At 68.2% G+C, this 19,704-nt stretch carries 17 protein-coding genes and 3 pseudogenes; 6 read left to right on the top strand and 14 right to left on the bottom strand.

The window, feature by feature from the left end; translation table 11 throughout:
- Nucleotides 1-74: 74 nt before the first annotated feature.
- The 4 genes from M8I34_RS25775 to vanH are packed head-to-tail and all read right to left on the bottom strand — an operon-like array spanning nt 75 to nt 3,391.
- Nucleotides 75-746, bottom strand: coding sequence for a hypothetical protein (locus M8I34_RS25775; RefSeq protein WP_250052940.1), 672 nt, complete (start codon nt 744-746; stop codon nt 75-77).
- On the bottom strand, nt 718-1,326 hold the full coding sequence (vanX, locus tag M8I34_RS25770) for a D-Ala-D-Ala dipeptidase VanX (protein WP_250052938.1): 609 nt from the start codon (nt 1,324-1,326) through the stop codon (nt 718-720). The genes M8I34_RS25775 and vanX overlap by 29 nt, the downstream gene beginning before the upstream one ends.
- The gene (gene vanA, locus M8I34_RS25765; protein ID WP_250052929.1) at nt 1,323-2,363 is read right to left on the bottom strand and encodes a D-alanine--(R)-lactate ligase; all 1,041 of its coding nucleotides are present in this window, start codon (nt 2,361-2,363) and stop codon (nt 1,323-1,325) included. The genes vanX and vanA overlap by 4 nt, the downstream gene beginning before the upstream one ends.
- Nucleotides 2,351-3,391 carry a D-lactate dehydrogenase VanH gene (gene vanH / locus M8I34_RS25760; protein WP_308372717.1) on the bottom strand — a complete coding sequence of 347 codons (1,041 nt, stop codon included), beginning with the start codon at nt 3,389-3,391 and terminating at the stop codon, nt 2,351-2,353. The genes vanA and vanH overlap by 13 nt, the downstream gene beginning before the upstream one ends.
- Before the next feature lie 292 nt (nt 3,392-3,683).
- Between vanH and murF the strand changes: the two genes are divergently transcribed.
- Nucleotides 3,684-5,066 carry a UDP-N-acetylmuramoyl-tripeptide--D-alanyl-D-alanine ligase gene (gene murF / locus M8I34_RS25755; RefSeq protein WP_250052927.1) on the top strand — a complete coding sequence of 461 codons (1,383 nt, stop codon included), beginning with the start codon at nt 3,684-3,686 and terminating at the stop codon, nt 5,064-5,066.
- Nucleotides 5,067-5,082: 16 nt separating this feature from the next.
- On the opposite strand, the gene M8I34_RS25750 is transcribed toward murF, so the two are convergent.
- Nucleotides 5,083-6,207, bottom strand: a complete 1,125-nt coding sequence (locus M8I34_RS25750; protein ID WP_250052925.1) for a HAMP domain-containing sensor histidine kinase — start codon at nt 6,205-6,207, stop codon at nt 5,083-5,085.
- Nucleotides 6,200-6,895 (bottom strand): response regulator transcription factor, encoded by a 696-nt coding sequence (locus M8I34_RS25745; protein WP_250052923.1) that lies wholly within the window; start codon nt 6,893-6,895, stop codon nt 6,200-6,202. Before M8I34_RS25745 ends, M8I34_RS25750 begins: the two co-directional genes overlap by 8 nt.
- An 86-nt stretch (nt 6,896-6,981) precedes the next feature.
- Between M8I34_RS25745 and vanY-N the strand changes: the two genes are divergently transcribed.
- The 4 genes and pseudogenes from vanY-N to M8I34_RS25730 all read left to right on the top strand — a co-directional run bounded on the left by vanY-N (nt 6,982) and on the right by M8I34_RS25730 (nt 9,488).
- On the top strand, nt 6,982-7,533 hold the full coding sequence (vanY-N, locus tag M8I34_RS25740) for a D,D-peptidase/D,D-carboxypeptidase VanY-N (protein ID WP_250052921.1): 552 nt from the start codon (nt 6,982-6,984) through the stop codon (nt 7,531-7,533).
- Nucleotides 7,514-7,672 (top strand): annotated as a pseudogene (locus M8I34_RS42010) (hypothetical protein); the annotation flags it as partial. The gene vanY-N and the pseudogene M8I34_RS42010, both read left to right, overlap by 20 nt.
- A gap of 25 nt (nt 7,673-7,697) precedes the next feature.
- Complete coding sequence (locus M8I34_RS25735) at nt 7,698-8,765, top strand: hypothetical protein (protein WP_250052919.1); 1,068 nt, start codon at nt 7,698-7,700, stop codon at nt 8,763-8,765.
- 93 nt (nt 8,766-8,858) lie between these two features.
- The gene (locus M8I34_RS25730) at nt 8,859-9,488 is read left to right on the top strand and encodes a hypothetical protein (RefSeq protein ID WP_308372716.1); all 630 of its coding nucleotides are present in this window, start codon (nt 8,859-8,861) and stop codon (nt 9,486-9,488) included.
- Nucleotides 9,489-9,992: 504 nt separating this feature from the next.
- On the opposite strand, the gene M8I34_RS25720 is transcribed toward M8I34_RS25730, so the two are convergent.
- The 5 genes from M8I34_RS25720 to M8I34_RS25700 all read right to left on the bottom strand — a co-directional run bounded on the left by M8I34_RS25720 (nt 9,993) and on the right by M8I34_RS25700 (nt 15,094).
- Complete coding sequence (locus M8I34_RS25720; RefSeq protein WP_250052908.1) at nt 9,993-11,051, bottom strand: transposase family protein; 1,059 nt, start codon at nt 11,049-11,051, stop codon at nt 9,993-9,995.
- A 70-nt stretch (nt 11,052-11,121) separates the two neighbouring features.
- Nucleotides 11,122-11,514, bottom strand: a complete 393-nt coding sequence (locus M8I34_RS25715) for a hypothetical protein (RefSeq protein WP_250052906.1) — start codon at nt 11,512-11,514, stop codon at nt 11,122-11,124.
- Nucleotides 11,515-11,856: 342 nt separating this feature from the next.
- A complete protein-coding gene (locus tag M8I34_RS25710; RefSeq protein WP_250052904.1) occupies nt 11,857-13,581 on the bottom strand; it encodes a hypothetical protein in 1,725 nt (574 codons plus the stop codon).
- 263 nt (nt 13,582-13,844) lie between these two features.
- Entirely contained in the window at nt 13,845-14,486 is a 642-nt protein-coding gene (locus tag M8I34_RS25705; protein WP_250052902.1) for a hypothetical protein, read from the bottom strand.
- Between the two features lie 8 nt (nt 14,487-14,494).
- Nucleotides 14,495-15,094, bottom strand: coding sequence for a hypothetical protein (locus M8I34_RS25700; RefSeq protein ID WP_250052900.1), 600 nt, complete (start codon nt 15,092-15,094; stop codon nt 14,495-14,497).
- 263 nt (nt 15,095-15,357) lie between these two features.
- Here M8I34_RS25700 and M8I34_RS42005 point away from each other — a divergent pair.
- Nucleotides 15,358-15,965, top strand: a pseudogene (locus M8I34_RS42005) (glutamate ligase domain-containing protein).
- A gap of 75 nt (nt 15,966-16,040) precedes the next feature.
- On the opposite strand, the gene M8I34_RS25690 reads toward M8I34_RS42005, so the two are convergent.
- The 3 genes and pseudogenes from M8I34_RS25690 to M8I34_RS25685 form a co-directional block, all read right to left on the bottom strand.
- Entirely contained in the window at nt 16,041-17,006 is a 966-nt protein-coding gene (locus M8I34_RS25690) for a ParB N-terminal domain-containing protein (protein ID WP_250052896.1), read from the bottom strand.
- Between the two features lie 177 nt (nt 17,007-17,183).
- Nucleotides 17,184-17,534 (bottom strand): FMN-binding negative transcriptional regulator, encoded by a 351-nt coding sequence (locus M8I34_RS42000; RefSeq protein ID WP_367214388.1) that lies wholly within the window; start codon nt 17,532-17,534, stop codon nt 17,184-17,186.
- Nucleotides 17,535-17,679: 145 nt separating this feature from the next.
- Nucleotides 17,680-18,786, bottom strand: a pseudogene (locus M8I34_RS25685) (SidA/IucD/PvdA family monooxygenase); the annotation flags it as partial.
- Nucleotides 18,787-19,704: the final 918 nt, after the last annotated feature.

The raw sequence follows: 19,704 nt of genomic DNA, 5'->3' as shown, positions 1-19,704 counted from the left end.
CCCCACGGATCGCCAGCGACCAGCTCTGCCTCGACCGCTGCCGGTGGGCGCCGGGCCGTGGGGGACGACACTCCTCACGGTGTCGCGCTGATCAGGATTCCTCGTCCCGCGTGGAAGCGCTCGAATACGTGCATGGGCAGCGATGCGGAGTCCGCATTGTGGGAGTAGCCCGACGGATTGTGGAACCGCACCGTCCCGCCATGGGCCTCATGAACCAGCACAAGATGCCCTCCCCGTCGGGGTGTGCAGGTGCTTGGGTCACGAATCTCAGGGGACACGGAAGCGATCAGGGCTTGCCCGGGACGCACCGCTCGGGCGGATTCCTGGATCGGCGTGTGCTCGACCAGTTGGCAGGTGAATCCGAAGTGTGAGCTGACCCAGGCCATGAATGGCCGGTAGATCAGTCCCTGGACCTTTCCTTGGGGTTTCACTACGTAGCAGCCCCAGTCGAGGGCCCGCGAAAGGAGTTCACGCATCGACAGCCGGATGTCCGTCCAGCCGTGGAGCAGGGACTGCAGGCATGCCAAGCCGCAGACTTTGCGGGACCAGAACAGGTACTCCTCACGCGAGTGGTATCCGTCGGCGGTCCAGTCGTGCAGGTGCGAGGGATCTGTGTGCCTCAGGAAGACGTCGAGCCTCGCTGGGGCGGCACGCCGCATGACGACTTCGTCGTTCCGGTCCAGGCTTCCCCACTGTGATATGTAAGGGAGGCTTCCGTCATGTGATGGGAAAGTCGAAATAGACATCTGCGTAAGGCTCGCTTTCCAGCGTGTAGTGCCACCACTCGCAGGCGTAGCGAGCAAATCCGCAGTCCTCCATGATGGAGCAGAGGTGCTCGCGGTTCTCCGCTTCGATGGCACTTATTCCTTCTGCTCCATGATGTGAGATCGAGTCCATGAGGTCATGGCCACCACCCATGCAGGCATTTTCTCCGGTGGCAAGGGTGTAGAGCGTCAAGTCGACGGAACTGCCGCGGCTGTGGCCCGAGTTGGCGGCCACGTAGCCCTTGTCGAAGAGCTCGGACCTGTCGATATTGGGGTAGTGGCGCTGCTTTGTCCGGCCGTCCTCCGACTGTTCCGACCAGCGCCGGAAGCAGTCGACGGCGCGTTGTGGACGGTATCCGTCCCAGACGAGCAAGCCGAAGCCGCGGGACGCGGCCTTTTCCTGCGCTCGCCCCAGGGCCGCGCACAAGGCTCTGGTGCCGACTATCCGATTCACCAGGTATCCGTCCACCGGCTTTCCGGTGAAGTTGTCCCGGGTGGCGTACTTGGCATCCCAACGGATACCGGGCACAAGGTCGTCCAGGTACGCGAAGTCGCTGTTCATCGCTTCTTCTGATGCAGCGTCATGGACACGAGTCGGTCGATGACGTCGGAAAGCGGCATTCCCGCGGCGGCCATCATCCGGGGATAGCGGCTGTAGGAGGTCATGCCGGGAAAGGTGTTGACTTCGTTGAGTACCACCTGGCCGTCATCCTGGAGGAACATGTCCACGCGGGCGAGCCCCTGGCAGCCCAGTGTGCGGTAGATGGTCTTGGCACTCTCCTGGACGAACCGGCGCGATTCTTCGGAGATGTCGGCGGGAACGATGAACGCCGAGTTCTCCGAACCAGTCTCGGGTGACTCCTCCTGATGGATCCTGAAGAACCCGTGGGAGAGGGCGACGCGGTCCACCTCACCCGCGATCGGGTTGGCGGGGTCCCCCAGGATCGCGCAGCCGATCTCGCTCCCGGCCACCGCCTCTTCGATCAGGACCTTCGAGTCGTACTGCCGCGCGTCCTCCAGCGCACTCGGCAAGTCCTCCGCTCCGGCGACTTTGCTGACGCCGAAGGACGAGCCCGAACGGGCCGGCTTCACGAAGACGGGGTAAGGAAGCCGGTCGGCGTCGACCTTCTCGTCCGCCGCGACCACCCAGAAATTCGGCGTGGCGATGCCCGCGCTCTTGGCGACGGTGTAGGTCAGGGACTTGTCCATGCATATGGCGGAACTCTGGATGTCACAGCCCGCATAGGGGATGCCGGAGAGTTCCAACAGGCCCTGGATCGAGCCGTCTTCGCCGAATGTGCCATGCAGGACGGGCAGCACGAGGTCCAGACGGATCACTTCGAATCGGTCCTGTTCCAGGACGAGCAGTCCGTGAACGCTCCGGTCGGGTGACAGCATGACCGGCCGAGCGTCGGTGCTCTCCCAGTCTGTGCCAGGGGAGTCACAGAGCTGCCAGGCACCGGACTGCGTGATGCCGATCCAGTACGGCTCGTATTTACCGGTGTCGAGGTTCTTTGCGACCTCTTGGGCGGACTTGACGGAGACGGGGTGTTCTTCGGAAGAGCCCCCGAAGATGACGCCGATCTTCAACCTGTCCATGTTTTCCCGCTTTCGAAGTCGAGGCAGTTGATGAGGCTGTTTCTGATGGTGTCGCTCAGCGCGTGGTCGGTGTAATAGGCCGTGTGCGGGCTGATGAGCACATTCGGCAGCTCCTGTAGTCGCAACAGCTGGCGGTTCTCTATGGGCTGGTTCCGGCAGTCGGTGTAGAAGATTCCTTCCTCACCGTCGAGGACGTCCAGCGCCGCGCCGCCCAACCTGCCGCTCTCCAACGCCGAAAGAAGGGCTTCGGTATCGACGAGTGGCCCGCGTCCGGTGTTGACGATGAACGCGCCGTGTTTCATCTGGTCGATACGTCGGCGATCGACGAGATGGCGGGTTTCCGCGGTGAGCGGAGTGTGGAGCGTCACGATGTCGCTGTGCCGAAGCAGCTCGTCGATCGGCGTGTAATCAGCGGCGGTCTTGGGGCGGTTGTCGTAGGCCAGCACGCGGCAGCCGAAACCTCGCAGCCGGTCGATGACCGCTGAGCCGATACGCCCCGTGCCGACCACTCCGACCGTCAGGTCGCGCAGCTCTTTTCCGCGTGTCTCACTCAGCCGGTAGTCATGAGCATCGGTGCGGCGGACGGTGGCCTTCGCATGGCGCACTGCCATCAGCATCAGCATCAGCGTGTAGTCGGCAACGCTGTCGGGAGAATATGCCACGTTTCCGACAGCGATACCGACGCTGTCCGCGTAGCTCACGTCGATGTGGTTGCATCCGACGCTTCGTGTGGAGAGATACTCCACACCGGCGCGGCTCAGTGCGCTGAGCGTGGCACGGGTGACGCGCGTCTTGTGGCCGATGCTGATGCAGCGGTTCCCGACTGCCAGGTCGATATTGGCCTCAGATACCGGTTCCTTCGTGATGGTTGGCACCATGCCAAAGCGAGACGCCATCTTTCGGAAGAGCAGGGCCTCATCCTGCTCGCACCCATAGACTGTGATTCCCGTCGTCGAGACAGTCCCTGAGGACGACACCGGTGCTCGGGTGCGGCACGCCGCCGCTCGTGTTGGTCCGCTGGAGCTCATGCCTACCAGTCAAGAGAGCATGGTGTTGCCAGCGCGTATGCGTTTTTTGATACGCCGACGATATGTCGCCGGCCGACACCCCGCGAGAGCATGGCTGCGGCTGGTCGACCGCACCGGCTTCGCCCGTGGGATCGACCGGCCGCGCCGGTAGCGGTCGGCAGCATACATATCGTCGGCGTATCGAAAACTGCATACGCGGCGGCAACACCACGCTCCCTTGACTGGCAGCCATGAGTTCCAGCGAATCAGCCTCTGCCATCCTCTGCCTCGCCGACCCTTGCGCGGTCCGGGCATGATCCCCCTCAGCCTCGATGAGATCGCCACAGTCGTCGGCGGGACGGTCGCGGGCGACGGCGCCGTGACCGTGACCGCTCCGGCCGTGCTCGACGGTCGGCAGGCCGAGCCGGGCGGCCTCTTCGTCGCCTTCGCCGGCGAACACGTCGACGGCCACGACTACGCCCTCCAGGCCGGCCGGGCCGGCGCGGTGGCCGTGCTCGGCTCCCGGCCCACGGCGCTGCCAACCGTCGTGGTCGAGGACGCCCAGGCCGCGTTGCAGGCACTCGCCATCCACGTCGTGGCACGGCTGCGCGACGGCCTGACGGTCGTCGGGGTGACCGGATCCCGCGGCAAGACCAGCACCAAGGACCTGCTGACGGCCGTGCTGTCGAGCGCCGCGCCGACGATCGCCACGATCGGCTCGCTCAACAACGAACTCGGCGTGCCGCTCACCATGCTGCGTGCCAACGCGGCCACCCGGTTCCTCATCCTTGAGATGGGAGTCCGCCGCATCGGCGACATCTCCAAACTCACCGGCCTGGTCGCGCCCGACATCGGTGTCGTCCTCAACGTCGGCCAGGCCCACCTCAGCCACCTCGGGTCACGCGAGACGATCGCCCGGGCCAAGGGCGAGCTGGTGCAGGGTCTTGCGCCCGGCGGCACCGCGGTCCTGAGCGCCGACGATCCCCGGGTGGTCGCGATGCGCTCGCTCACCGACCGCCCGGTGCTGACGTTCGGCCGGGCGGAACACGCCGACGTACGCGTACGCGACGTGGTCCTCGACCGGCTCGCCCGGCCGTCCTTCACCCTGCGGACCGCCGCCACCTCCGCTCGCGTCGAGCTGCCGCTCGTAGGCACTCATCAGGCGCTCAACGCGTCGGCTGCCGCGGCGGCGGGGCTGGCGGCCGGCGTCTCCCTCGATGGGGCCGCGGCGGCACTGCCCACGGTCTCGCTGTCGCAGTGGCGCTTGGAACTGCGTGACCTCGTCGGCGGCGCGACACTGCTCGACGACTCCTACAACGCCGACCCCGACTCGACCCGCGCCGCCCTGGACACGCTGGCGGCGATCGAGGGCGGACGCCGCATCGCCGTCCTCGGCGAAATGCTCGAACTCGGCGACGGCAACGAGGCCGAGCACCGCGCCATCGGGGAGTACGCCGCCTCCCGGGCCGACGTGGTGGTCGCGGTCGGCGCCCGGCCGATCGCCGCCGGTGCCGGAGAGCGGGCGGTAGCGCTGGCCGACAACGCCGCGGCCGTCGAGTGGCTGCGCGGTCGGCTCACCGCCGGCGATGTGGTGCTCGTCAAAGCCTCCCGCGGGGCACGCCTCAACGAAGTCGCCGCCGCGCTCGCCTCCGAACCCTACGACGTGCTGGTAGATCGCCCCATGGACGACAGGTAGGAGCGGCTGCCGTTCGTCAGGCGTACTCGCCCTGTGTTTGTGCGTGCGCTGACGCGGCGGGGAGGTGCACCGTGACGCGGAGCCCGCCGGCGGGGCGGGGGGTGAGGGTGAGGGTGCCGTCGTGTGCCTGGGCGATCGTCTTGACGATCGCCAGGCCGAGCCCGACACCCGCGTGGCGGCTGCTGTGGATGCGTTCGGTGCCGCGCTGGAATGGCTCGGTGAGTGTCGAGACCAGCTGTGAGGTGAGCTTCTCGCCGGTGTTCTCGACCGTGAGCACAACCGTGCTGGGGCAGACGCTGGTATGCACCCATACGACGCCCTGTTCAGGCAGGTTGTGGCCGATCGCGTTGTGCAGAAGGTTCATGACCATCTGGAGCAGGAGCGCCGGTGAGCCGATGGTGGTGCTCACGTCGCCGGAGGTTTCGAGGGTGACGCCATGCTTTTCCGCCAAGGGGAGAAGCGTTTCAGTGGCTTCTTCCGCCAGGAGGGACAGGTCGACGTGTTCCCTGGTGAGTGACCGCTGGTTGGCGCGGCTGAGCAGGAGCAATGCTTCAGTGAGGTCGATGGCCCGGGTGTTGACCACGCGGAGGCGCTCGACAAGCTCGCCGGTGTCGCGGTTCGGATCGTTGCGGGTCGCGTCGAGAAGCGTCTGCGTGACCGCCAGCGGGGTGCGCAGTTCGTGCGAGGCGTTGGCCGCGAATCGCTGCTGTTCGGCGACATGGGCTTCGAGCTTCGCCAGCATGGTGTCGAAGGAGTCGGCGAGTTCGCGGAACTCATCTCGGCGGCCGGGCAGCCGGATCCGGTGGGAGAGCGGGCCGTTCGCCACTCTGCGGGTGGCGTCGGTGATGCGTATCAGCGGGGCGAGCATCCGGCCGGCCAGAATCCACCCGCCCACGAGACCAAACACCAACAGGAATGCCAGCGCCAGGATTCCCGCCGGGACGAAGACGACTGGGCCGAAATTGCTCGGGTTGAAGACGCGTAGGAAGTCGGACCCATCGGGGACCGACAGGCTGTTCGACCTTCCCCGTAGAAGGAATACCCACACGGCGGCGAGCAGCAAGGCGCCCGCGATCACGAGGAATCCGGCGTAGCTGAGGGTGAACTTGAGGCGGACGCTCAGCCCTTGACGCCTATCCACGCACCGCTCCCCGGTCATCGGCGTCCGGGCCTGCGTCGATGCGGTAGCCGACCCCGGGCACGGTGGCGATCAGCCAGGGTTCGCCGAGGCGTTTGCGCAGGGCCGAGACCGTGATGCGCACGGCGTTGGTGAACGGGTCGGCGTTCTCGTCCCACGCTCGCTCCAGCAGCTCCTCCGCGCTCACGGCACCGCCTTCGGCAGCGACGAGGACTTCGAGCACAGCGAACTGCTTCCTGGTCAGCGCGATGTAGCGGCCCTCGCGGTAGACCTCGCGGCGGAACGGATCCACACGCAAGCCCGCGATCTCTCGCACAGGTGGCCTGCTGTGGGCCCGCCTGCGGTCGAGTGCTCTGAGCCTGAGCACGAGTTCGCGGAGGTCGAAGGGCTTGGTGAGGTAGTCGTCGGCGCCGATCTCGAACCCGGTGGCCTTGTCGTCGAGCCGGTCGGCGGCGGTCAGCATGAGGATCGGCATGCCGCTGCCGGAGGCGACGATGTGTTTGGCGATCTCGTCACCGGTAGGTCCGGGGATGTCCCGGTCGAGGACGGCGATGTCGTAAGCGTTGGTGCTCAGCAGTTCCAGAGCGGTATCACCGTCACCGGCGGTGTCGGCCGCGATCGCTTCCAGGCGCAGCCCATCGCGAATGGCCTCTGCCATGTAGGGCTCGTCCTCGACGACTAATACGCGCATGGACTGATGCTACGAGTTGGTGCATATCGTCGCTATATCGAAAACTGCATACGGGCCGGCAACATCACGCCCCCTTGACTGGAGGCATGAACGAGCCACACGTTATCCCACTTCGGCCCCGTGACCGGCTGTTCTCCGTACTCGCGGTGGTGCTCGCCGTGCTCCTGCTCCCCGTCGCGTTCGTCCGCGATCCCAGCCGTGCCCGTGAACTGGCCTGCCACTGGGCGTTGGGGATCCGATTTCCCGCCGAGGACCTCACCGGGCTCACCGACGGTGCCAGGGCGGCGTTCACCGCCGCACGCGCTGCGGCGCTCTGGCGCCACGGGCAGCTCGTCGGCCTCACGTCGGGATACCGCGATCCCCTCGCCCAGCAGCGGTTGTTCGACGAGGAGGTGCGCCGCGTCGGCTCACCGGCCGCGGCCCGGATGTTCGTACTGCCACCGGCGGAATCCAGGCACGTCCAGGGCACCGCGCTGGATGTGCGCCCGTTCGAAGGCGCGCGCTGGCTCGAGGAACACGGTGCCCGCTACGACCTCTACCGCATCTACGACAACGAGTGGTGGCACTTCGAATACCGCCCGGACGCCGACGTGCCACCACCGACCCAGGAGATCCGCGATGCTCTGCAAGTTCGTTGACGAGGGGCAGCGTGCGAAGCGCCTGGAAGGGCGTCTCCAGGCCGCGCGGCACCGTGCCTTCGTCGGACGAAAGGAAGAGCTCGCCGCGTTCGAGGAGGCGCTGTGCACCGGCGGCCGGGTGCTGCTCGTTCATGGCCCCGGTGGTGTCGGCAAGTCGGCGCTCCTTGGCCGCTTCGCCCAACGGGCCGCAGCAGCCGGATCGCACCCCACTGATCCTGGACGGGCGGAATCTCAAGGAGTCCCCCGCGGCCTTCGTGGCCGAGGCCGGGGCGGTGCTCGCCGACGAGCGCGCGGTGCTGCTGATCGACACCTTCGAGCGCGTGCAGGGCCTGGAGCGCTGGCTGAGCGAGCAGTTCCTGCCGGTGCTGCCGACCGGCGCGCTGGTGGTGATGGCCAGCCGCATACCCCCGGACATGATGTGGCAGGCAGACCCGGGCTGGGCCGGCGTGGTGCAGATCATCGAGCTGGGCGATATGGGGCGCATGGACGCCGCCGCGCTGCTGGACTCCCGCGGTGTGGCCGGTGAGCTGCACGAGCCGCTGCTCACCTTCGCCAGCGGGCACCCGCTTGCCCTGTCGCTCGGTGCCGCTGCACCTGCCGGCCAGGATGCCGCCAGCAGCACCGCGGTGGCGGTCAGTGACAGCGCCGCCGGCTCGCACTGGACGCCTGCCCATGATGTGTTGGCCACCCTGCTCGACCAGCTCGTCGGTGAAGTGCCCAGCCCGGCGCACCGGCATGCCCTGGAGGTCTGCGCGCACACGTACATGTCCACGCAGGACGTGCTGCACGCGGCGCTGCCTGGCGAGGACGCGGCGACGCTGTTCTTCTGGCCGCGGCGGCTGCCGTTCGTCGAGCCGGGCCCGTTCGGGTGGTATCCACACGACGTCGTCCGTGAAATCCTCGAAGCCGACCTGCGCTGGCGCGACCCGCGGGGCTACGCCGACATGCACCGGCGTATCAAGGCCTGCCTCACCCAGCAGATCCGTGCCGCCGAGGACGCGGACGTGTTCGGGGCCGTCGGTTCGCTGTTCTACCTGCACCGCGGCGATGGCCGGAGAGCAGAGCCGCACGTGTGGCTCGGTGCAGGCGAGGTGTATGAGGACGTCTTCCGTCCCGAGGACGCCGAGGACCTGCTGCGCCTGGCCATCGAGCAGGATGCGGGGGCTGTTGCCGCTGTCTCCCACTCGATGGCCCGGCAGGCGCAGGCGGACCCAGTCGTCGCCACGGCCTGAGCCACCGCCCGCGCCAACGCTCCGCTGCGGCCCGGCGAGCACTTGGCCGTCTACCGCAGCTGGGTGCGCGAGTGCCACCGGGGCTTCTCACCGATGATGAATCTGATCCAGTGGCGGGCAGTGGCCTGGTTCCTGCGCTCGCAACACTTGGCCTGGTCGTTCCTCGCTGTGCGCAGTGACGACCGCTCGAGCGGTCGCTACGAGTACTACAACATGCACGATCTCGGGGATCATGCGCAGGAAAGCGACGCCGAGTATGTCCTGACCGCGCACGACTGGCGGGCCGTGCCGACGCAGGTCTGGCTCGACCAGCTGCTGGCGACCGGTGCGCAGGAGGCCCCGGCCACGCACGAGCCGGAGCTGGTGGTGCTGTCACAGGAGGAGTTCAGAGACGCCATCCGCCAGGCTCTGCGCCACCTGCCGATACACGGGGAGCTGGCCGCCAACCCCCTCACCCGCACCAGGCTGCTCGCCGGCCAGGCCACCCCTGCCCGGGCGCTGCGCGAGCTGCTCGAAGACAGCATCCGCGACCTGGGTCGGGATCCGTGGGCGGGCAAGCCGCACCGCGCCCTCGACGTCACCTTCCTGCGTGGCGCCCCCACCCAGGAAGCCGCCGCCGAGCGCCTCGGCCTGTCCTTGAGCACCTACCTCCGTCACCTGAACGCCGGTATCGAACGCATCTCCGACGACCTCTGGCGCCGCGAACTCTGCGGGCCGGGCTGAGTGCGAAAGCAGCCGCCGCCTCCGCGTGTAGCCGGGCGCTTGGCAGCAACGGGATGACGGTGTCCTTGTCGGTGATCAGCAGCTCGATCTCGGTGCAGCCGAGTATGACGGCCTCGGCGCCCTGGGCTGCCAGGCCGACGGTCGTGCGCACGTAAGCATCCCTGGACTCCGGCCGCAACGCCCCGCGTATCAGCTCCTCGAAGATCACCAGGTGGATCAGCTAGCGCTGACCTCGCCGCCCACTGGACCTCGTCGTTGACCCGGCTGAAGGTGTTGCTGCAGATGAGGAGCAGTTCGGCCCCCATGGCCTCCAGGCTGACGCCCGCGCCGGCGAGCAGCTTGCCTGCCTCGGCCCACCGGCCGCGAAGATGAGGTCTTCGACGGTCGTGTAGTCGACTGACCCGATCAGGCTGTTGGCGGAATGGCTGCCGCCGAGGCGCTCGCGCACCCGCTGATTGATGACCTGGTAGTAAATGACCGTCGATTCCCAGCTCAACCCGCCGATCAGCCCGATCGTACGCATTGCCCTCCGTCACCACTCAACATCGGCGCCGCACACCTGTCGCGCATGGGCGGAGGGCTGGCGGACACGGCCGAGGCCAAGGGGAGCTGGTGGAGGCTCTGACGCCCAACGGGTACGCGCTGCTCAACGCCGACGGCCCGTACGTCATGGGCATGGCGGAGCGCACCAAGGCCCGGACCGTGCTGTACGGCCGGTCGCCGGGCACCAGTGTGCGAGCCAAGGAGGTGTGTCTGGGCGAGCAGGGCACGCAGGAGGGTGGTGGCGTGACGGACGTCCAGGCGGAGCTTGGTGAGGATGCGCCAGTTCTTCAGGTGGGCGAAGGCGTGTTCGCAGACCGCGCGGACGGACGCGATGAGCTTGTTGACCTGCTTCTTCGCCGACGTGAGCGGTTTGGTGCGGGCGGCCTTTAAACCGGTGATGACCACGGGGTTGTCCGCATCGTCGTCCAGGCCTGTGAAGCCGAGGTCGCCGATGGCGCCCAGCTCGTGGGCCCGCAGGCGCTCGACGAGGTGGTTGTAGCGGGCGGTGGTGATCTCCGAGGAGCGTCCCGGCCGGGCCGCGGACAGCCACAACAGGCGGCCCCTGTCGTCGGTGAGCGCGAGGAAGAGCAGGCCATGGGTCTTGTGTTTCCCGCTGTAGTTACGGCGGTTGTCCGCGCCGGTGCGGCGCCGGGTGCGGATGAGGGTGCCGTCGGCCAGGACGATGTGGCCGCCCTTTCGGATGACTTTCTTCAGCGCGCGCTGAAGACGCTCGGCCCGCGTGGCGAGCAGGCCGATCACCTCCATCACCCAGCGCCGCACCGTGGTGGCGGAGATGCGGTTGCCGCCCGCCATGTCGGCGAGCCGCTGGTCATGGCGGAGAACCGCGAGGACGATCGTGGCGATCTGCCCGGGCGGGAGCTTGCGCCACCGCGACCCGATCTTCTTCAGATGGCCGCGCAGCAGGTCACCGAGGAAGGTCAGGGTGGCCGGGGACAGCCGCAGACTGGACTGGTAGACAACCCTCTCAGTGCCCCTGGCGGGGCTGGTTTTGTTTGACATGCACGATCAACTGCCACTGGGAGCACGGACGTTACGGCTCGGGCCGTGTCCCGCGGGCGGCAGAACGGGCTCACAGTGTGGTGGTGAACTTCCCGTCGGCCAGCTTGCGCAGCCAGCCCCGCTCGGCCAACCGGTTCAGCTGCGAACGCATAGCCTCCGCACGGGCCCGCTCGGTGGAGATCCCCAGCCCATCGCAGACCTGTTTGACCATGACCGGCCCATCCGCCTGCCGCACCACCTTCATGATCCGCTGGTAGTCCGCGGGCAGCACCGCCTCATCGGCGCCGCGCTCGCGCTGCGGCACCAGCAGCACCGCACGGCCCGCAACCTGCCCGGTACCCCGGGAGGGCGTCGCTTCCCGCTCGGTTTCGGCGTGCAGCTGCTCGGCCAGCCGGCGTGCGACCCGCTCGGCGACGGTGAGCTCCTCCAACTCGTCGCGCACCTCCTGGAGCTGCTGGCTCAACTTCTCAGCCTGCAATTCCAGTTCGGTCCGGCGGGCCGCGATCAGCTCACGAAGCTCTGGTTTCGCATGCCCGGCTTCCACCTCACGGGGGTGCCGATGTAATTGGGGGTCTCGTGCCGACGTATTGGCTTGCTGGTGATCGTTTCGGGGTGTTCGGGGACGTCGTCAGGGCCGTGGTGGCGTCTTCGGGAGGGTGAGCGCCTGGTCGGGGTGGCGAAGGCGGGTCTTGTGCGCGGTTTTCTGCTGGCCGGGGCCGGTTCGGGGCAGCGTCGGGTGCCGCCGCCGGGGAGGGGCGTACGGGGTGGTGCGGTATGGGTGGACGCGGTGGGTGCTGGCGCTCGGTCAGGGGCCGTGCGGGGGTGTGTCGGGGGAGAGTGTGGGGTGGGTGTAGCCGCGCGGGGTCCAGGAGCCGTTCGGCGGTTTCTTGCGTCTGGGTGGGCGGCGGGTCGGCTCGCGTCCGTTCTGCGGGAGGGCTGCTTTCCAGTTGGTGATCTTGCGGGTGTTGGCGTGGGCGAGCTGGAAGGCCAGCAGGATCGATTGGGCGGCGTGTCCGCGTACGCGCCGGCCGCGGGCGTCGGCGATGTTCTCGAATGCCCCGTCCTTGGCGTGGCCGTTGCCGCCCTCGACGCTGGATCTTCCCAGGTGGTAGGCCTGCTGCCAGGCCGGGGTGCCGAACGGGAGGGGCTGCCAGTGCTTGGAGCCGGCCTCGGGTCCGATGGTGATCGAGCCCTGCGCGCACAGCTTCAGCGTCCCGCCGGGGCCGGGTTCGGGGTCCAGCAGCGGGGCCCCGGCCCGGTAGTGCTCAAGGCTTCTGGGCTTGAGGGGGCAGCGGACCGTGCCCGCCTCGGCGGGGCAGCGCCAGCGGCGGTAGCCGTCGGCGTCCGCGGCGCCCTTGGGGGCGAGGAGGAAGTCCTGCCGGGCTGTGATCCGCTCCACCCAGTCTTCGCGGGCCTGCTCGCGGGCTTTGGGGGCGTCGGCGGAGCCGAGCTCGCCGGCGGCGTCGATCTGCCGGTGCAGGGCGGGGGTGGCGTCCTTCAGTTCGGCCGGGGTGTGGGGGCAGGTCCAGGAGCCCTCCAGCAGACTCGCGCCGCCTGGGCCGGGTTCCTGGACGCCCAGCGCATCACGCGGGTAGTCGTAGACGGGGGTGAAGCCCAGCTCGCGGACGGGGAGTTGGAAGGTTTCGGGGACGCTGTTGTTGAACGCCCAGTCCGCTGCCAGTGTCCCGGCCGGGTAGCCGCGGCGGCAGGTGGCGTCGGCCAGGGCCCGCACGGCGCCTCCGCCCGGGTCGGCGCCGGGAACATTCGTGGACATCGCCAGGATGACCGCGGGCGGGCGGGTCCCGGCTGGCAGACCGGCCGCGGGGTGCAGGACGGTGGGCGCGACGATCTCAAGCGTGGTCTCGTAGCCGAACAGCATCTTGACGCGTCTGCTCCGCCGTGATCGCTTCTTCCCGGAGCCGGAGCCGGAGCCGGGAAGGGTGTCGGGGTCGTGGTGGTCGCCGTCGCGGACGTACCAGCCGGCGTCCGGGTCGGTCGCGGTGAGTGCTCCGGTGGTCTTCACCCCGCGGGCGAAGGTGGCGAACGCGGTGCCGTCCACCGCGCAGGATCCGGCCCAACCGGCCGTCAGGCAGGGGCGGACGGGGGTGAGGGAAGCCTCGAGGATCTGGTTGCAGACGGCGGTCAGCAGCTGCCGGGCCCGCTCGGCGCGCTCCGGGGCGTCGGCGTCCCGCAGCCGCTGGGCCTCCTCGCGGTCCAGGCGGCGGTTCTTCGGCAGCGGCGAGGGGTCGCAGACGGTCTCGATGTCGTGGAACAGGCGGCGCACCCGGCCTTCCAGGGCCTCGAAGGCCGAGGCGGTCTCGACGGCGGGAACGTCGGTGATACCGAGTCGCTCACGGGCCTGGGCGGGGATCCACCAGCCGAGGATGCGGGCGGCCTCGGCCAGATGCACGCGCTGCCCGCCGGAGCCGGCGCAGGCCAGGTGGAGGCCGACCAGCAGGCCGAGCACGGTGATCTTGCGTTCCGGGCCCGGCCCGCCGGAGTGGAGGTGCGGCGTGAGCAGGTCCGCCACCGGCCCCATCGCCTCTGCTGCGGCCTCGACCTGGGAAGAGGTGAAATGCCGCCGGATACCCGTAACCTCAGCACCCGGCGAGGCGTCCGCCTTCGACGACGACGAAGAAGAAGGTTCGTTGCCTGACGGGGTGTCGGGTTCGGTCACCGGTCAGCCGTTGCGCAGCTGGTCGGCGGCTTCGTCGGTATCCGGTCGCTGGAGGTGGCGCAGGATGCGGGTCAGGGCGCCGAGGTCGGTGATGCCGGCTGCGGCGGCCAGGACGGTCAGCGGAATCCGGGATTCGGCCAGTTCCTTGATCCAGCCGGCGCGCAGGCGTCTGGGCTGGGGGCGGGGGCAGCCGTCCGGGAGCCGCAGACTGCCGGTGACCTTGTGGACGATGCCGGTGCGTGCGAAGCAGGCGAGCAGGTAGACCACCTGACCGGTGTGGGCGTGGGCGCCTGGGCGAGGGTGTGCTCGAAGGCGCGGCGGACGATGACCATCCGCCGCTGGGTGCGGCCCCGCGCCGCGACGACGACCGCGGCGCCGGCCGGGCGTACGTCGTGCGCGCGGACGCGGGCGATCTCAGCTGCGGTCAGTCCTGCGCCGGCCCCGAGGGCGAGGAGGATTCTGGCGTCGCGGCAGCGTTCGGGTGTGTTCTGGTCGCCGGCGGCCTGCCACAGCGCCGCGAGTTCGGCGGGGGTGTAGGGGGCGTGGACGTCCCGGCCGGAGATGGGCACCGGGTGGGCGAGGGAGCGCACCCGGGAGGCGATGGCCTTGCGGGTGGCGGGCGAGAGGTCGGGGCGGCCGGTGCGGCAGAACACCGCGAGGCTCTGCCCGTCCAGCCAGACATCGCTGGTCTCCCCCAGGCCGCGCCGGTGGTAGAAGACGGCGAGCTGCCACAGCGCGGCGGCCAGGTCCGCGGCCATCCTCGCGTTCAACGGATCCGCGCGGCCCACCAGTTCACGCACCCGGCGCTTGACGCGGACCCACAGCCCGGCCTCACCCGCACCGCGCGGCCGCGGCCGCCAGGAGGCGAGCGCGTCACGGACCGGGGTGCGCCAGTCGAACACCCCCGCGTCCGGCACGAACTGCCACTGAAGCACCACCGGCGGCTCACCTGCCCCGGTAGGAGCCGCGCTCCACCCGGGCGATCCCGCCCGCGCTGCTCCAGCCTGGACAGGGCCGAGTGCACCGAGCCCGGCGAGGCACCCAGGGCCCGGTGGACCTCCTCCGGACTCCAGACCCGGTCGGGATCCTGCGCCAGCAGCAGGGCGATCTGCTCGATCAGCGGCGGATCGGCCCCGACCCCCGCCGCCTGCGCCGCCGCGGCCGCCTCCGGCGCCCCTGCCGACACCGCCCGGGGCAGCGTGGCGACCTGCCGCCACCGCTCCACGGCGGCCAGCACCGCCTCCCCCGCCGCGATCTTCTCTCTCACCCGCTCGATCCGCTCGGCGAGTTCCTTCTCCTCACGCCGCAGCCCGTCCAGCAGCTCGGCGTCGCAGAGGAGCGCGGCTATCGCATCCGCATCGTTCATGATCGACAGCATCGTCACACCCCACCGCCATCGAACGGTAATCCGCCATCAGATCACTCATTCGAGTGAGGAGCTTGGCGATCCCGCCCCCACCACATCCGCAGCGCGGTAATGGGGGCGGCCACGACCGCCGCCGGCACGGGGTTCAACCAACTCCATGGAGCGATCGCCCAATGCGACGATCACCCACGGAAGATGATCTCCGTTAACGCGGAACTACCGTCCCGTAACCCGAACATCGCCGCACGTCAGCCAATTCATCGGTGCCCCTCACGCACCTCCCGCCCGGATCGTACGGGCGGGAGGTACGCCCGCGCCGGGCAACCCGAGGAGCCGTGATCACCGAAGCGGCAGACGATCTTGACGTCGGACAACCGCCCGCGACCAGCACGAGAACACGATCAACGACTCACACCAGCCCCGATGACCTGCAGCTTCGAAGTTGGTCGATCTTCATTGACGAGATCGCCGCCGGGCTGAACGCGGCTCAGCGCCGCTCATCAGGCCGCTTCGAGATCATCGATCGGCCCGACTGCGTCACCATCAACGACGCCTACAACGCCAACCCCGAATCCATGCGAGCTGGGCTGCACGCGTTCAGGGCACTGGCCAGCTCCCGCCGCACCATCGCGGTACGGGCAGCAGGCCGACGTCGCGGTCCCGGCACGAGCAAGTGGGCCGACTGGTGGCCGAACTCGGCATCAACGTGCTGATCGCAGTCGGCGAAGGCGATCCACGGGCCATGGCACAGGAGGCGTCCAACGCGGAGGTCGCGGTACACACGGTCGAGGACGTGGCCGGGGCTGTCAGGGTGGCCACCGAGCTGATCGCGCCGGGAGACGCGGTGTTCCTCAAGGCTTCCAGCGAGTAGGGGCTGGGCACCTGCGCGCGTGAGCTGGCCGCATGTTGAGAGGCGCCGCCTGCGGCAGAACGCCGCCGAACGCGATCATTCTGCGGCCAAACTGGTCACCCGGTTCTCCAGGCGATCCGCGAACCCAGTCCAGACCCGGGCGTGCTCTCTGGCGAACTCGGCGACCACGCTGTACAAATGCGGCGGGATGCGATGCAAGATCCTTTCCCACTCCTGCCCGTCGATGGAGTGCATGATGAGCATTCGCAACAGGATTCGGCCAGTCTCGCTCAGCCGCAACGCCGGATCGGCCTTGAGGCGCTCCAGCATCGCGAGACGATCTCGACCCACAGTGCGGCCGAAGTCCGGCTCCGTGCGATGTAGTGGATGCGGCTCGGCCCGTAACCTCATGCTCCTGTCCCGGACCGGGCTCTCACCACGCTCCAGCCGACCTCGCACATCCCGGACCGTCTCCGGGGAGATGCCGACCTGCTTGGCGACCTGCCGGAGCGACAGGCATGGATCACTGCGGATGAGCTCGGCAGCGAGTCTCCTCCGCCCCGAACCGTCGGCCGGACGGATGCGCCCATCCCGCCCGATCCTTGCCTCGGTTCCGCTGTCTCCGCTGCGCCTGCGCAGGTCGGCCACCGTGCCGGCAGAGAGGCCGGTCGCCAAGGCCACCCGCCGATCGGACCACTGCGGATGCGTCCCGATGATGTGAACGGCCGCACGCTTGCGATCAGCGAGCGAGAGCGGCAAACCATGCCGTATGTTCGCCTCGACGGCTAGGACGAAGGCGTCCGTTTCGGTGCCATCGACGAACCTTGCCACGATTTTTGTATCGCCTCTGAGTCGCGCCGCCTTCAACCGGTGCAGGCCATCAACCACCCGCATCGTTGGTCGGTGAACGAGAATAGGCGGAAGCTCTCCCTCTGCCGATAACAGTGTCTCGACGTGCTCCGGATCCTCACCTGAGGTTCGAGGCGAGGATACGGAAGACAGCCGGGACAACTCGATTTCGACGACAGGGAGAGCGACTATGTCAACGCTCGTCGGATCCACCTAAACTCCCCCATTCGAATCTCTTCTTCTTCATCAACGTTGCGGTGTGGTACAGAACTCATCGTTGCCACTAATTACCTGATCGGTGTCGAAGGTGCAGGCTCAAAATTTTCTCCGCGAAGGAAAACCAGGGCGGCGTCGAAGGCCCATGAAGGGGCGCCGCCCACGAGACTTACGTCATCTCAGCCTCCTGATGGAGAGGGACGCGGCGGTGCGTGATGGCATGGGAGGCAGGCCGTGTCGGCGAACCTTGCAGGGCAGCGCCGCCGTGCAGCCGCCCGCACGTCTTGGCGCGAAGCGATGTGCGGGTTGAGCGGTCTGGGTCCCCCAACTGTGCGGGGTGGCCCGGTCGAGGTGTCCGAAGAGCACCCCCTTGGCGCCCCGCGTGCGGTCGAGGATGAGCGGTATTTGTGTCACAACCGGCTCGCCGGTACCTCGCACCGAGACGAGCGTCGTCGAAGATCTCCTTGGCTCGGAAGGGCAGCAGGGACAGCAGGGTGTCGCCAAGCCCGAAGTTCGCCTCCCCATATCCCTGGAGATAGAGGCCGCCGCGCAGCCCGGAGGCACGGACCCGGTGGTGCCGGGAGACCGAGGGCGCGCCGACGTGGTCAGCCTCCAGGTGGGGCAGCACTCCGGCGTAGATCTCCGGCGGCAGTGAACGGTCGTAACCGGTGGCCAGCACCAGTCCGTCGCAGCGCAGCGTCTCCCTCATGCCCGTGAACCGGTCCTCGAGGGTGGCGTGCAGCTCGGCCCCGTCCTGCGTGACCTCGTCGAGCAGCCGGTGGGTACGGAGGAACAGCCGCTGTCTGCCCTTGACCTCGCCCAAGTACGCGGTGTCGTACAGCTCGTTGATGAGGTCTTCCCTGATGACGCCGTAGTTGGAGGCGCGCAGCTCCTGCAGCAGGGAGGCGTGGGAGTCCTCGTCGAGGCCGTAGAACTGCTCGGTGCGCTCCGCGTAGTACTGCTCGTTGACGAACGGGCTGTTGTCCGTAGGGCGCGGCGCGAACCCCGACATCACCATGTGGACCTGGGCGTTCTCGTAGCGCTCCAGGACGTAGGCCACGATCTCGCCCGTGCTCTGCCCGCCGCCGATGACGGCGAAGCCGTACGGGCTGTCGTGGTCAGCGAACGTGGCAGGGAAGCGCTGCAGGAACTCGCTGGAGTGCAGCAACCCGGGCGCTCCCACGGGCACGCCCTTGGGGTAGCGAGGTCTGCCTCCCCCGGCATGCACGACGTTGCGCGCGTAGTGGACGGTGCGCTCGCCCGTGGAGCCAGAGCTGACCTCGACCTGGAAGAGACTCGGTTCGCCCTCGCCCAGCGGGTCGACCGGGGTTACCCGGGTCACGGTGCTGTCGTAGCGGACCTGATCGGCGAAGTCACCCGCGACCCACTTGAGAAAGTCGCTGTACTCGAGGCGGGTGGGCCGGAACTCACCCAGGTTGACGAAGCGTTCGAGCCTACCGCGCGCCTTTGTGTATTGGAGAAAGCTGTAGGGGCTGGCCGGGTTGCGCGGCGAGACCAGGCTCTTGAGGAAGGAGATCTGCATCCGCGCGCCGTCGAACAGCATGCCCGGATGCCACTGCACCCGCGGACTCCGCTCAAAGAACATCAGATTCCGCGTCGGGTCGACTTCTCGCGCGCACACTGCAAGCGCGAGGTTGGAAGGGCCGAAACCGACGCCAATAGCGTCGAAGGGATCGGTCACACTGCCTGTGGCACGTGCGCTTCCCTGTACCGAGGGTTCGGGGGCCGCATGGCCCGGAACACCATCCTTGCCCATGTCAACTCCTTGGGGCTATCAACTGACGTTGCTCGACGTCAATCCCGCGCTCTCAGCCTCGTGTCCGCTCTCGGCGTCAGCCCCGGAGCATGCCTCCACCCGTTCGGCGAACTGCTATCAGTGCCAGGAGCCGGCGTATGCGGGATCGGCGACGGTTTCGCGCCACCGGAGCGGCATCCGCCTGACCAACAGCCGCCGCTGCCCCGAGTCAGCGAGTGGGTGCTCAGCCAGAGCAGCAGCCCGCCGGCCGAAGGCCCAGTGAGGGGGCCTTGCGCGCATGCTCAGTAAGACGGTTTCGATGTCGACGGAGACCGAGCTCGATGGGAGCAAACATCGGATGTCACCACGTCGAGGAGAGTCGTCGGTGCCGACCCAATGGCGCCAGGGCACGGCCGCCCGCAATCTGCACGGTCCCGGGTCCTCAAGGAAGTGCCGTGTCAGATTCGGCGAGCAGACACACATGCCGACTGTCGATACCTTCCCTGCGGGGCGAGTCGGCCTGGCGAAGCAGGCCGATCGGGACCTCCTGCACCTCGGACAGCGGGAGTCCCGGCCCCTCCGGAGCCTGGCCCCCTTGGCCATGTCCGGGCACCCGGCCCGCTCGGCACCCGGCGGGTGTCTGCGTAATGGCAGTTTCAGTGCTCATCAGTGTCCTCCGAGAGTGGACCACGTGTGGTAAGCGCCGCCGCTGGATGCCAACTCAGGACTTTGTCGCAGCGATCGAGACATCGGCTGAGAGCTGTCTCGTAAATGATCTACGAGTCGAGTTCGATGCAGCCATCCAACAGGCGAAGTTCCCGCCTATCGAGGGTGAGATTGTGCGGGTGGGCGATGCCGAGCATGGCGTGGTGGACGCCGTTGTCTTCGAGGCGGCAGTCGCGGAGGGTCTTCCCTCTACATCCGCGCAGGTGTACTCGA

It is taken from the genome of Streptomyces sp. MCA2 (assembly GCF_023544705.1).
Classification (GTDB): Bacteria; Actinomycetota; Actinomycetes; order Streptomycetales; family Streptomycetaceae; genus Streptomyces; species Streptomyces decoyicus.
Note: the sequence above shows the minus strand (reverse complement) of the source record. Positions and strands in the feature narration are given on the sequence as shown.

Coding starts and splice junctions, on each gene's coding strand:
- M8I34_RS25775 (WP_250052940.1), bottom strand. CDS start 746: ATGTCTATTTCGACTTTCCCATCACATGACGGAAGCCTCCCTTACATA.
- vanX (WP_250052938.1), bottom strand. CDS start 1,326: ATGAACAGCGACTTCGCGTACCTGGACGACCTTGTGCCCGGTATCCGT.
- vanA (WP_250052929.1), bottom strand. CDS start 2,363: ATGGACAGGTTGAAGATCGGCGTCATCTTCGGGGGCTCTTCCGAAGAA.
- vanH (WP_308372717.1), bottom strand. CDS start 3,391: ATGAGCTCCAGCGGACCAACACGAGCGGCGGCGTGCCGCACCCGAGCA.
- murF (WP_250052927.1), top strand. CDS start 3,684: ATGATCCCCCTCAGCCTCGATGAGATCGCCACAGTCGTCGGCGGGACG.
- M8I34_RS25745 (WP_250052923.1), bottom strand. CDS start 6,895: ATGCGCGTATTAGTCGTCGAGGACGAGCCCTACATGGCAGAGGCCATT.
- vanY-N (WP_250052921.1), top strand. CDS start 6,982: ATGAACGAGCCACACGTTATCCCACTTCGGCCCCGTGACCGGCTGTTC.
- M8I34_RS25730 (WP_308372716.1), top strand. CDS start 8,859: ATGATGAATCTGATCCAGTGGCGGGCAGTGGCCTGGTTCCTGCGCTCG.
- M8I34_RS25720 (WP_250052908.1), bottom strand. CDS start 11,051: ATGTCAAACAAAACCAGCCCCGCCAGGGGCACTGAGAGGGTTGTCTAC.
- M8I34_RS25705 (WP_250052902.1), bottom strand. CDS start 14,486: ATGGCCGCGGACCTGGCCGCCGCGCTGTGGCAGCTCGCCGTCTTCTAC.
- M8I34_RS25700 (WP_250052900.1), bottom strand. CDS start 15,094: ATGAACGATGCGGATGCGATAGCCGCGCTCCTCTGCGACGCCGAGCTG.
- M8I34_RS42000 (WP_367214388.1), bottom strand. CDS start 17,534: ATGGGGAGGCGAACTTCGGGCTTGGCGACACCCTGCTGTCCCTGCTGC.